Source organism: Lacticaseibacillus sp. 866-1 (assembly GCF_016861825.1).
In the GTDB taxonomy this organism is placed as follows: Bacteria; Bacillota; Bacilli; order Lactobacillales; family Lactobacillaceae; genus Lacticaseibacillus.
The window spans coordinates 1-12,429 of sequence record NZ_BOLU01000003.1; the positions used below are offsets into that span (position 1 = coordinate 1).

At 56.8% G+C, this 12,429-nt stretch carries 11 protein-coding genes and 2 tRNA genes; 11 read left to right on the top strand and 2 right to left on the bottom strand.

Translation table 11 applies throughout. The features are described from left to right. Nucleotides 1-63 precede the first annotated feature (63 nt). A tRNA-Asn gene (locus JUE30_RS01745) sits at nt 64-135 on the top strand. Nucleotides 136-233: 98 nt separating this feature from the next. On the opposite strand, the gene JUE30_RS01750 is transcribed toward JUE30_RS01745, so the two are convergent. Continuing rightward, a complete protein-coding gene (locus tag JUE30_RS01750) occupies nt 234-1,025 on the bottom strand; it encodes a DNA/RNA non-specific endonuclease (protein ID WP_239061338.1) in 792 nt (263 codons plus the stop codon). A gap of 219 nt (nt 1,026-1,244) precedes the next feature. Between JUE30_RS01750 and JUE30_RS01755 the strand changes: the two genes are divergently transcribed. Then, nucleotides 1,245-1,317: transfer RNA gene (locus JUE30_RS01755), tRNA-Thr, on the top strand. A 136-nt stretch (nt 1,318-1,453) separates the two neighbouring features. Here JUE30_RS01755 and JUE30_RS01760 read toward each other — a convergent pair. Next, nucleotides 1,454-1,879 carry a hypothetical protein gene (locus tag JUE30_RS01760; RefSeq protein ID WP_125757199.1) on the bottom strand — a complete coding sequence of 142 codons (426 nt, stop codon included), beginning with the start codon at nt 1,877-1,879 and terminating at the stop codon, nt 1,454-1,456. A 49-nt stretch (nt 1,880-1,928) separates the two neighbouring features. Here JUE30_RS01760 and JUE30_RS01765 point away from each other — a divergent pair, with 49 nt between their 5' ends. The 9 genes from JUE30_RS01765 (at nt 1,929) to JUE30_RS01805 (ending at nt 12,426) form a co-directional block, all read left to right on the top strand. Beyond that, complete coding sequence (locus JUE30_RS01765) at nt 1,929-2,279, top strand: hypothetical protein (RefSeq protein ID WP_203623351.1); 351 nt, start codon at nt 1,929-1,931, stop codon at nt 2,277-2,279. Continuing rightward, on the top strand, nt 2,273-2,500 hold the full coding sequence (locus JUE30_RS01770) for a hypothetical protein (protein ID WP_203623352.1): 228 nt from the start codon (nt 2,273-2,275) through the stop codon (nt 2,498-2,500). The genes JUE30_RS01765 and JUE30_RS01770 overlap by 7 nt, the downstream gene beginning before the upstream one ends. A 268-nt stretch (nt 2,501-2,768) precedes the next feature. Further along, entirely contained in the window at nt 2,769-4,238 is a 1,470-nt protein-coding gene (locus JUE30_RS01775) for a peptide MFS transporter (protein ID WP_125757195.1), read from the top strand. Nucleotides 4,239-4,453: 215 nt separating this feature from the next. Continuing rightward, a complete protein-coding gene (locus JUE30_RS01780) occupies nt 4,454-5,272 on the top strand; it encodes a metallophosphoesterase (protein WP_203623353.1) in 819 nt (272 codons plus the stop codon). A 219-nt stretch (nt 5,273-5,491) separates the two neighbouring features. Beyond that, nucleotides 5,492-6,283: a pyrroline-5-carboxylate reductase gene (proC, locus tag JUE30_RS01785; protein ID WP_203623354.1), complete on the top strand. Its 792-nt coding sequence runs from the start codon at nt 5,492-5,494 to the stop codon at nt 6,281-6,283. A gap of 113 nt (nt 6,284-6,396) precedes the next feature. Then, on the top strand, nt 6,397-7,098 hold the full coding sequence (locus tag JUE30_RS01790) for a GntR family transcriptional regulator (RefSeq protein ID WP_203623355.1): 702 nt from the start codon (nt 6,397-6,399) through the stop codon (nt 7,096-7,098). Nucleotides 7,099-7,225: 127 nt separating this feature from the next. Then, on the top strand, nt 7,226-8,686 hold the full coding sequence (locus tag JUE30_RS01795) for a nicotinate phosphoribosyltransferase (RefSeq protein WP_203623356.1): 1,461 nt from the start codon (nt 7,226-7,228) through the stop codon (nt 8,684-8,686). Nucleotides 8,687-8,730: 44 nt separating this feature from the next. Then, complete coding sequence (gene nadE / locus JUE30_RS01800; RefSeq protein WP_203623357.1) at nt 8,731-9,558, top strand: ammonia-dependent NAD(+) synthetase; 828 nt, start codon at nt 8,731-8,733, stop codon at nt 9,556-9,558. Nucleotides 9,559-9,792: 234 nt separating this feature from the next. Beyond that, nucleotides 9,793-12,426, top strand: coding sequence for a cation-translocating P-type ATPase (locus JUE30_RS01805; protein ID WP_374706483.1), 2,634 nt, complete (start codon nt 9,793-9,795; stop codon nt 12,424-12,426). The last annotated feature ends 3 nt before the right edge of the window (nt 12,427-12,429 follow it).

A 12,429-nucleotide genomic window follows, 5' to 3' on the forward strand; every position in this document is an offset into this window, starting at 1 on the left:
TACGCCGAGAGTAGTTGGTGGGTGACTGCCTGCGAGGGTAGGAAGCTGCCGCGCTTTTTTTATTCCGGATTAGCTCAGTGGTAGAGCACCTGACTGTTAATCAGGGTGTCGTCAGTTCGAGCCTGACATCCGGAGCTAAGAAAGCCAGCCTGTGAGGCTGGTTTTTTTGTAACCATCATGTATTGACTCGCATCTTTAACCAAAAAACCGCTGGGCTTACGTCCAGCGGTTGCTTATTGCTCGGGAACGGAAATACTGTGATCGACAACGCTGCGGCCCGTTGCATAGTCGTAGCGGATATCGGATTGGACATTGAATATGTAAACATTGAAGTCCAGCCCACCGTCTGATTTGGCCTGCAGCCAATAGCCTCGAGGCATTAGGTCGTTGCCGCGAAAAACGGTAGTGACCCGGTAAATGACTTTGGCGCCATCTTCAAGAGCCTGGCGAACTTGCTCCTCGTAGGGTTGCATGAGGACTTGATTGGCAAATTCGGTTTGCGTGGCCAAGTTCTTGGGGTTATCACTCGAGCCCAGCGCGCCAGCTTGGTAGTGGCCGTCGACGCTGAGGTTGCCGGACAGGGTGTACGCAATCAGATGGCCACGGTTTTGCCGGTTGACACGTTTTCCGTCGATGACGGTGTAGCGGTTGTGCCAACCCGTCGGTTCAAAATACTGGCTGGGCCGCCCTGCCGAGTGGATCAAGGTTTGCCGGTTGAGGTAACCCACATTGGTCGTGGTGCGGTTCAGGTGGTCTAAATTGCCATAAATGATGCGAGGGCCTGCCCAGTCGCGCATGTTCAGTTGTGCATTGCCGCGGTTAACGGTGATCACCGGAGCGGCGCCGGCTTGGTAATCCAAAGCGGCCAGCTTTTGGTAGTCGCCAGGTTGGTTTTGGCTTTGAGTTGTGGTCGCCGGTTGCGCGGGCTGGTTTGAGTTATGTTGTTTGGCCCCCCAAGCGACCAGACTGACGATGACCGCAACTGCGACCCCCAGAGTCCGGGCGCTGCCTTTTCTTCTTGCCATCTGCATCCTCCTTAGACCAATAGTTTAGCATAGCAGCCGGGTTTGGCTGAACTAACTGGGTCAATCAGCAAGATGGCTTAGCGTTAATGATGCGATTGACAGACCAACCGTTGAGATAGGGCAGTCCCGCCTGGCCTAACCGCGGCCAGTAATGCTTAAAAAGGGGTTTACACCGCCTTTTTGCTCCTGTATAATTACGTTTGTTGTCATGAAACTTATGCCGTCTTAGCTCAGTTGGTAGAGCATCGGTATCGTAAACCGAGGGTCGAAGGTTCGAATCCTTTAGACGGCATTTTGATTAGATTTACAGTAGTACATAAAGAGCGGAAACCCCGTATAATAGGGTTTCCGCTTTTTCTAACTGTATGCAAAACTGTACTAATTTCTAAAGAGTGGAACAAAAATGGACCATCAAACGATTAGTGAAACTAACCGTTATTTTTCTCATCTTCGCGGAACCGCAGTCGTTCCTTGTCCTCAGCCGGCGCGACAATCGGTGGGCTCTGCCAAAAGAAGACGTCCAGGCTGTGGTCCTCATAGCGCTGGTAGGTGATTTGAAGCTCGTCCAGGCTTTTCTGCATGATTGAAAAATACACGGAAAGCGGGGCAGTGTCCAAGCGGCCTGACAGAACGAGCAGGTATTTGAGCATATTTTCAAAGGTGTCCTGGGTCAGGCCAATAGTGACCCGGAACTGCATGTCCAAGTAGAGTAGCTCCTCGGTGTCGCGGACGATCCCGATCTTATCAAGGGGAAACCCGCCGAAGCTGCCGGCGTCTTGGAGTGTGTACACGATGTGCTTGGCCTGACCCTTCGTAAAGGCGGGTTTGTTGAACATCAGATGCCATAGCGTCATGGGGGCCACCTTCTTTCTATGCTATAATCATGACCATTGGAGGCGGATCATGAAAAGATTTAGGCAGTTGATGATATTGTTGGGGCTGTTTTTGGTGCTGGGCGGCTGTGCAAAAAAGCCGGCCAAGCAGGCGTCAAGCAGTTCCAAGACGGTCATCACTAGTAGACAGTATACCACACAGCAGTTGCAGGCGCGGTACGTGAAAGCCTCAGACGCCGTGATCAAGCCGCTGAATCAGGCCAGCTACAAGCAACCGGTGGCGCAGATCAAGGCCAGTGCCAAAACCGCCCAGGCCGCGCTGGAAAAAATCAGCCTCCAGCTGGCGGACAATCAGTCCAATCCGGACCTGACCAAGGCATTGCAGGCGTATTTGAAGGCTGCCCAGACGATGCGATGCTGACGACGATGGTGGGCACTGACCAGGCCGCGTACAACGCGGCTAGCAAAGACTTCTTCAAGCAGTGTCAAACCGTCGGCCAGCAGTATTTTTGTGGGCAACTCCCTAAGAGCGTGATTGCCTTTACCAAGCGGGCTCAGGCGGCCGCGCAGGCCAGCGCAGGTAGTGGGAGCAGCAGCGCGCCGAGCACCAGCAGCAGTGTGACGGCTGACGAAAATGAATAATTATTATTTTCTCATTCGCAGCGCTTACAGCCTCATAATCGCCTCATACGACGTTTTTCCGTGTAGTCGCTTTATCCGCCTTGCTTCCAGGCGCTTGCTCGGCGACAATCAATCGCAATCAGGATATTATGAGAGGCGCAATGAGAAAATAGCTAGCCCACTAAAATTCAATTTGAGTGCATAATGATTCGCGCTTATAATGTTTCCTTGTATTCTCAGCAACCTCTTGCAATTAACTAGGGCTGAGTGAGAGAGGAAGCATTTTTATATGGATAAACCTAAAAAAGAAAAGCAATTTCTGGGCCATCCCCGAGGGCTCCTAACTCTGTCGATGACCGAATTCTGGGAACGGTTCTCGTATTACGGTATGCGGGCCATTCTCATTTACTACATGTACTACTCCGTTGCCAAGGGCGGGCTGGGGTTCAGTCAGCCGACCGCTCTGTCAATCATGTCGATTTACGGCTCGCTGGTGTACCTGAGCTCAACGATTGGTGGGTTCATTTCTGATCGGCTGCTGGGCGCCCGCAAGACGGTTTTCTGGGGCGGTATTTTGATCATGCTGGGGCACATTATGCTGAGCCTGCCGGCAGGCTCGCTCGCTTTGTTTGGCTCGATCATTCTGATTGTGCTGGGCACGGGGCTCCTCAAACCGAACGTTTCAGAAATGGTTGGCAACTTGTATAGCGAGAAAGACCTGCGGCGGGACTCCGGCTTCTCCATCTTCGTGATGGGGATCAACTTTGGCTCGCTGCTGGCACCGCTGGTCGTGACCTGGTTTCAGGCCAAGTACAACTTTCATGTTGGCTTCTCGCTGGCGGCATTTGGGATGGCAGTCGGCCTGATTTTCTATGTGATCGATGGGCGCAAGTACATCAACCACAAGGACAATCAGGCGCCAGATCCAATTTCCGCGGCCGAACTGCGGCCGCTGCTGAGCAAGATTGGCATCGGCTTGCTGGTCCTGGCAATCCTGCTGGTCGGCATGGCGGCCATGGGTGCGCTCAACGTGACGAACGTCATCAGTCTGATCACGATTTTCGCAGTGGCGATTCCGATCATCTATTTCTGGATGATGCTGCGGTCCAAAAAGGTCACCAAGGTCGAGCGCTCTCGGGTCTGGGCCTATGTACCGCTGTTTCTAGCGGCCGTGATTTTTTGGGCGATTGAAGAATCCGGCTCGTCGGTCCTCGCCGTGTTTGCGGCGAACCAAACGCAACTTAACTTTGCCGGGTTCAAGATCCTGCCAGGCTGGTTCCAGATGCTCAACCCGCTGTTCATCCTGCTTTACGGGCCAATTTTTGCTCGCCTATGGGTGAAGATGGGGGATAAGCAGCCAAGCTCACCGAAAAAGTTTGCCTCTGGTTTGGTGTTTGCCGGGGTTTCGTACCTGGTGATGATTCTGCCGCTGATGCTGTCAGGCATCAGCGCCCGGGTCTCACCGCTGTGGCTGGTGCTGTCATGGGCGATTGTCGAAATTGCCGAGATGCTGATCTCACCGGTTGGCCTGTCCGTCACGACAAAGCTTGCGCCCAAGGCATTTTCGTCGCAGATGATGAGCATGTGGTTCCTGTGCGACGCGGCGGCTCAGGCGATCAACGCTCAGCTGGTCCGCTTTTACACGCCAGGCACGGAGATGGCCTACTTCGGCATCATCGGCGCTTTGACCGTGGTGCTCGGGGTGTTAATGTTCTTCATCGTCCCACGCATCGAAAAACTGATGCAAGGCGTCAACTAATTGACGACTCAATAACCGTTCTGGCAGACGTGTCTGGTCTGAGCAGGACGTTTTTTATTGCGCTACTACTGTTTGCCAGTCGCTGATCACGCGGCCGACCAGAGTTGACATTCACCCAAGTTTGCCCCCAAGATAAGCATGAATCATGCGGCGAACATCAGGTGCCGCGACCTGCCGGTGGGCTAACCGCGGCGGGCTGGAAACGGGGGATGGCGATGGTAAAGTTAGCGTTCAGTGTCGACAATCATTTCGATGTGAATCATATCGACGCCCAGGCAGCGGTGGTCAAAATCGCGGGGTACTTGCTTGCAAACCACTATCAGGTGTACGTGAACGCCGGGGACACCTTCAATGATTTTACCAAGACCCTGTGGTTCTATCGCGCCTTGCAGCAGGCGGTCGGTTCGAAAGTGGTTGTCCGCTACCTAGCAGGCAATCACGATCTAGTCAAAAATGTGTCGTACCAAACCGCGCAAAGCTCGGTGTCACCACTTTACCTTCACGAAAAGACGCTGACCGTGCCTGGCACCAACACTGTGATCATCGGCAACAATGGCTGGTATGATTACTCGCTGGCGCCTGCGGACCTAAAGGCGACGGATGCGGACTTTGCGCAGTGGAAGCGAGCGTACTGGATCGATTCGGCGATCGATCAACCGGTGTCCGATCGCGAGCGCATGGCACGGGTGCTGACCACGACCAAACGCGATTTGCTGGCGGCTGCCGGGCATCGGGTCATTTACGTGACTCATTTTGTGCCGACGCCTTTGATGATGATGCCTGCGCCTGCACATTCGCGCTGGGAGATGGCCGCCGGGCTGATGGGGTCGCGCCACTTAGGTGAGCTGCTCGAGCAGAGCCAGGTCACCGATGTGGTGTTTGGCCATCTTCACCACCGCGACCAGCAAGTGGTCGTCAATCACACGACGTACCATCACCGGCCGATGGGCTACGGCCTGCGCCGACTCAATGAGTGGGAGAGCCATGACTGGTTCACCGAGTGGCAGACGACGTTGATTACCCTGCAGGCGTGAGGCAAAGGCAAAAGCAGCCCATCGGGAAAAGCGTTGCGTCTGGTGCACATTTTTTGTATGCTAATAGCTGCTGATTCATGGAGGATTCGCGAAGCGGCTAAACGCGACGAATTGTAAATCTGCTCCTTCGGGTTCCTAGGTTCGCCGACTAGATCCTCCAGACGAGCTGCCAGTGTGGCAGCTTTTTTTGCATCTTGACGCATTAAAGGAGGAAAACTGATGAAACTTGGCTTTATTGGGGCCGGCAACATGGCCCAGGCAATCATTTCCGGGCTGCTGAAGGCGAAGGTGCTCGCACCTGCTGACCTCATCATCCACGGCGGCCATCCTGCCAATTATGAACCGTATGCGGCCAGCATTGGCGCCGCGGCCGCCGCAAGCAACGCCGCCGTGGTGGAAGCGTCAGACTGGGTGGTGCTGGCGGTCGATCCGGCAGTGGGCCAGCCGGTTTTTGCGGAGGTGCACGACGCGTTGAAACAAAAGCCGGTGCCGGTGCTGTCCTTGCTGACCGGGGTTGATTTAAAGACGCTTGCGACCTGGGCAATCCTGCCCATACCGCTGGTGCGGGTGATGCCGAACCTGAACGTGGCGCTGAACGCAGGCATGACGGCTTATGCCGCCAACACCGCGGCCGCTGCGGTGCTGCCTGACGTGGTGGCGCTGCTGGACCGGCTGGGTGAGACCATCGCGCTGCCGGAAAAGGATTTCTCGACGTTTGTAGCCCTGGCTGGCAGTTCCCCGGCGTTTGTCTACATGTTTATCGACGCGCTCAGCCGCGCCGGCGTGAAGTACGGGTTGACCAAGCAGGCCGCCACGCAAATCGCCGCGCAGGCCGTGGCCGGGTCAGCGCAGATGGTCCTAAATCGCAAGGACAGTCCCATGGATTTGGCCGATAAAGTCGCCAGCCCCGGCGGCACGACGGTGGCAGGGATGCTGGCAATGGAGGCAGCGGGCTTCATGCCGGCCGTGGTCGCTGGCGTTGATGCGACGATCGCCAAGGACCAACAGTAAGCAGCGGCTTTGGCCGACCAATTTGGTCCGTGTCCTTGTATTTTAGGTCTATACCAGTTATCATATAGGTATTAGCGGGTCGTGGCCTTGCAGCCCAAGGGAGGACGAAGCTCATGGAAGCACCGGTATACATTCAGATCCATAATCAGATCAAGAAGGACATTGAAGCGGGCAAGTGGCAAATCGGCGACCGCATTCCCAGCGAGCGCGATTTGGCCGTGACGTTCAATGTGTCGCGGATGACCCTGCGACAAGCGATTCAGACGCTGGTCGATGAAGGTATCTTGGAGCGGCGCATCGGGGCTGGCACGTTTGTGGCCAACCAGAAGGTGCAAGAGCGCGTGTCCGGGGTGACCAGCTTTACCGACATCATGATTGCGCAGGGCAAGCGGCCGTCGAGCAAAACGATTTCCTACCACGTGGCCAAACCCTCGCTTTCGGAAAGTGAAAAGCTGAAGCTCAAGGACGGCGACCAGGTGCTTAGGATGGAGCGAATCCGGTTCGCCGATGATGTCCCGATCAGCTTCGAGGTGGCCACGGTGCCGTATGATCTGGTGAAGGATTTTTCCAAAAGTGAAGTCACCAAGTCCTTCTACCACACGCTGGAGAAAAAAGGCGGGTACGTGCTCGGCGGCGCGCAGCAAACTGTCAGTGCGATGACCGCCTCAGAGCGAATCGCCGAGTACCTCGCGATCAAGCGCGGGGACGCGATTTTGCGGCTGCACCAGACCTCGTTTCTTCAGGACGGCAGGCCGTTCGAGTACGTCCGGACCCAGTACGTGGGTGAGCGGTTCGAGTTTTATCTTGAGCGCTAAGGCCGGTTTGTTAAGACTGATTAGCGAAGCGCGTGCGTAAAAGCACGCGCTTCGCTTTTTTGGTATAATAGCAATCATTCCAACCCAAGACAGTCGCACGGCAGCCCCGTGCGCAAAGGAGCAGACAATGGACTATGCGGACGACAGTTTAGTCTTGCATACAGACTTTTACGAACTGAACATGATGTACACCTATTGGCAGCAGGGCATTTCAGAGCGCAACGCGGTGTTTGAATGCTACTTCCGCGACCTGCCGTTTGGCAGCGGCTTTGCCGTGTTCGCCGGGCTGGAGCACGCGGTCGAGTACCTGCAACAGCTCCGGTTTAGCGACTCCGACCTGGCCTACCTGAAGGAATCCACGGAATATCCGCAGGGCTTTTTGGATTACCTGCGGGACCTCAAGTTCACCTGCACGGTGCGCTCGGCAGTCGAAGGCGACCTGGTGTTCAACAACGAGCCCATGATGCAGGTGGAAGGCCCGCTGGCCCAGGCGCAGCTGGTCGAAACCGCGCTGCTCAACATTTTGAACTACCAGACGTTGGTCGCCACTAAGGCGGCGCGGATCCGCGCCGTGGTCGGAAGCGACCCGTTGATGGAATTTGGCACCCGGCGCGCGCAGGAAACTTCCGCCGCCATCTGGGGCACCCGGGCCGCGTATATCGGTGGGTTCAACTCGACCTCCAACGTGCGCGCTGGTAAGCTGTTTGGCATTCCCATTGCCGGCACTCACGCGCATGCGCTGGTGCAGGCTTACCGCGACGATTACGCGGCGTTTAAGGCGTACGCCGAAGTCAACCACGATGTGACATTCCTGGTTGACACCTATGACACTCTGCGCTCCGGCGTGCCGGCGGCGATCAAGGTCGCCAAGGAAATGGGTGACAAGATCGACTTCCAAGGGGTGCGTATCGACTCTGGCGACATGGCCTACATCTCCAAGCGGGTCCGCCAGCAGCTGGACGAGGCCGGCTTCACGCAGACCAAAATCGTCGCCTCCAACGACTTGGACGAAAACACGATCCAAAACCTCAAGATGCAAGGCGCCAAGATCGACATCTGGGGCATTGGGACCAAGCTGATCACGGCGTACGATCACCCGGCACTCGGGGCCGTGTACAAACTCGTCTCGATTGAGGACGAAACCGGCAAAATGGTGGACACCATCAAGCTGTCGTCCAACGCCGAAAAGGTGTCGACGCCAGGCAAGAAACAGGTCTGGCGAATCACGCGCCGCTCCAACGGCAAGTCCGAAGGCGACTTCATCGCCCGCGACGAGGAGGAAGTCGCCGATCAGGACGAGCTGTACATGTTCCACCCAAGCTACCCGTACATCAACAAAACAGTCACGGACTTCAACGCGCGGCCGGTTCTGACGACCATTTTTGACCACGGTCAACTGGTCTATCAGCTGCCGACGCTTGATGCGATTCGCGCCTTTTGCCTCCAGAGTGTCGACTCGCTGTGGGACGAATACACGCGCGTGCTCAACCCGCAGGAGTACCCGGTCGATTTGTCCCAACAGCTTTGGGATGACAAGATGGATTTGATCAAGCACGTGAAGGTCAAGGTCCAAAAGCAGCAGCTGTAACCAATTTTGCGACCGTTCGCCGGCCTGATTTGAAGGAGAAAACCATGCGTCCACTACAAAAAGAAATCATCACCGCCCTGCACGTTCAGCCGACCATCGACCCGGAAAAGGAATTCCGGCGCTCGGTCGACTTCTTGAAACAGTATATCAGCCGCTTCCCGGGGCTGAAGACCTATGTGCTTGGCATTTCCGGCGGCCAAGACTCAACGCTCGCCGGTGCGATGGCAGAGCGGGCCATGACGGAGCTGCGCCAGGAAACCGGGGATTCGGCGTACCAGTTTATTGCGGTGCGTCTGCCATACGGGGAACAGGCCGACGAGGCCGATGCCATGGCCGCCATCGAGTTTATGAAGGCTGACGAAACCATGCGCGTCAACATCAAGGATTCAGTCGATGCGATGGAACAGGCCGTTGCGGCTAACGGCCTGACGGTGTCCGACTTCAACAAGGGCAACATGAAGGCCCGCGCGCGGATGATCGCGCAGTACGCGATTGCCGGCGCGCGCAGCGGGGCAGTGGTCGGTACCGACCACGCCGCCGAGGCGGTCACGGGGTTTTACACCAAGTTTGGCGATGGCGGTGCCGATGTGACGCCGCTGTGGCGGCTGAACAAGCGGCAGGGGGCCAGCATTTTAAAGCTGCTGGACGCACCGGCGCACCTTTACGAGAAGGCGCCGACCGCCGATTTGGAAGAGGACCGGCCGGCCTTGCCGGACGAGGTCGCCCTGGGCGTGTCTTACCGCGACATCGATGACTACCTGGAAGGGAAGGCCGTGTCCGATCAGGCCGCCGAAACCATCGAGCGCTGGTACAAGCGGTCCGCACACAAGCGCCACCTGCCAATCACGGTCTTTGACGACTTTTGGAAATAAGCCTTGCCCCAAAGTGGTTAATTAGTTATACTTATCCTACACATAAGGGAGTAACTAACGGCGCTTGCCGTGGTCATGTCATCAGCTAGGCAAAATTCTGGTGTGACCTGAAACTGTGAGACTTATGCTGCCATGAGGCAGTGTAAGTCTTTTTTTTACTAAACATGGTAAGCTAAAATTAGTTAATCGCTAAAGGAGGAAATTTTATTGGCAGAGCAAAAAGCGTTCTACGCCATCACGAACGACGAAGCACTAAAGCGGCTCCAGACGAATGACGAGACGGGCCTGAGCGCGCAAGAGGCGCAGGCGCGGCTGGCGCAAAACGGCCCGAACGCCCTGGCCCAAGGCGAGAAGAAGACGCTGTTGATGCGCTTTCTGGATCAGTTCAAGGACTTTATGATCATCGTCCTGCTGGTTGCGGCGCTGATTTCCGGGTTCATTGTCCACGAATGGGCCGACGCCTTCATCATTTTGGCGGTGGTCATTTTGAACGCGGTCTTCGGCGTGTTCCAGGAAAGCAAGGCCGAGGAAGCCATTGATGCGCTGCAGAAAATGTCCACCCCGAACGCCCATGTGCGCCGCGGCGGCCAGGTCCTGACCGTGCCGAGCTCCGAGCTGGTGGTCGGCGACATTGTGCTGCTGGAAGCTGGCGATGTCGTGCCAGCCGACCTGCGGCTTTTGGAATCTGCCAACCTGAAAAGCGAAGAGTCGGCGCTCACGGGGGAATCCGTCCCGGTCGAAAAGCAAACTGAGCCGCTGGCAGGTACCGACATCGGTATCGGCGACCGAACCAACATGGTGTTCATGAACTCGAATATCACGTACGGCCGGGCGGTCGGCGTGGTGGTGGCTACCGGCATGCAGACGGAAGTGGGCCGCATTGCGGGGATGCTGAACGCGGCCCAGGAGACGACTACACCGCTGTCCGAAAACCTCAAAGCGCTGGGGAAGACCTTGACCATCATGATTTTGGTCATCGCCGCCTTCGTCTTTGTGGTCGGGGTCTGGCGCGGTGCCGAGACCCTGCCGGAAATGTTCCTGACCGCGATTTCGCTGGCCGTGGCTGCGATTCCTGAAGGGTTGCCGGCTATTGTCACCGTTATCCTAGCGCTGGGCACGCAGAAGCTGGCCAAGCGCAATTCGCTGGTCCGCAAGCTCCCGGCCGTTGAAACACTGGGCTCGACTGAAATCATCGCCTCGGATAAGACGGGGACGCTGACACAAAACAAGATGACGGTCGAAAAAGTGTACTACGACGGCCAGCTGCACGACGCCAAGGACGGCGTGCAGTCGCAAAACCCGATCATGCGCATCATGAACTTTGCCAATGACACCAAGATTCAAGACGATGGCGTCATGCTGGGTGACCCCACCGAAACCGCACTGGTCGCCTACGGGCAGCAGCACGGCTTTGACCTGAAAGGCGAGCTTCAAGCAGAGCCGCGCGTTGCCGAGGTGCCGTTTGACTCTGAGCGGAAACTGATGTCCACCATTCACCAGCTAAAAGACGGCCGCTTTTTGGTGGCGACCAAAGGCGCGCCGGACCAGCTGCTGAAGCGCACCACCAAGCTGGCGGAGGGGGATGCGGCACGCGAGCTGAGTGCTGCTGACGAGGCCACCATTCTGCGTGAAAACACCGGCATGGCCAAGCAGGCGCTTCGCGTGCTGGGCGCGGCTTACAAGGTGATCGATGCCGTGCCTGATCCGGTTAATTCCGACACGGTTGAGCAAGACCTGATCTTCGCGGGGCTGATCGGTATGATCGATCCGGAACGGCCGGAAGCGGCGAAGGCCGTGGCGGACGCGAAGGCGGCTGGTATCCGGCCGCTGATGATCACCGGCGATCATCAGGACACCGCCGAGGCGATTGCCGGCCGCCTTGGGATTATTGCCCCTGGCGATGACGCGGCGGTCATCACCGGCGCCGAGCTGGACCAGCAGTCTGACGAGGAATTTGAAAAAAACGTCGATAAGTACTCCGTTTACGCCCGCGTGGCGCCGGAGCACAAGGTCCGCATTGTCAACGCCTGGCAAAATCGTGGCAAGGTCGTCGCGATGACCGGCGACGGTGTGAACGATGCGCCGGCCCTCAAGGCCGCAGACATCGGCATCGGCATGGGTATCACCGGGACGGAAGTGTCCAAGGGCGCGTCCGACATGGTGCTGGCCGACGACAACTTCTCCACCATCGTGATCGCGGTGGAAGAGGGCCGGAAAGTCTTTTCCAACATTCAAAAGGCGATTCAGTACCTGCTGTCTGCCAATCTAGGTGAAGTGTTGACCCTGTTCATGATGACCATGCTGGGCTGGGATCTGCTGGCGCCGGTCCACATTCTGTGGATCAACCTGGTGACCGACACCTTCCCGGCAATCGCGCTGGGCGTTGAGCCGACCGAACCCGGCATCATGAAGCAAAAGCCGCGCGGCCGCAAGTCTAACTTCTTCACCGGCGGCGTCGGTCAGGCTGTAATTTGGCAGGGCATTCTGGAAGGGCTCTTGACCCTAGGGGTGTACTTCATCGCCATTACCTGGCCGATTCACACGACGAACGCCGCGATTCACGCGGATGCCTTGACCATGGCGTACGCGACGCTGGGATTAATCCAGCTGTTCCATGCCTTCAACGTCAAGTCAGTCCACCAGAGCCTATTCACGGTTGGCTTCTTCCGCAACAAGGCGTTCAACTGGGCAATCTTCGTGTCCGCCCTGCTGCTAATGGTCACCATTTTAGTGCCAGGCTTTAACGGTCTGTTCCATGTGACCGAACTGGACGGGTTCCAGTGGGCGACGGTGCTCGGCGCAGGTGTGGCCATGGTCGTGATTGTGGAAATCGTGAAATTCTGCCAACGCCACGCGCAAAAGCGGTAAACT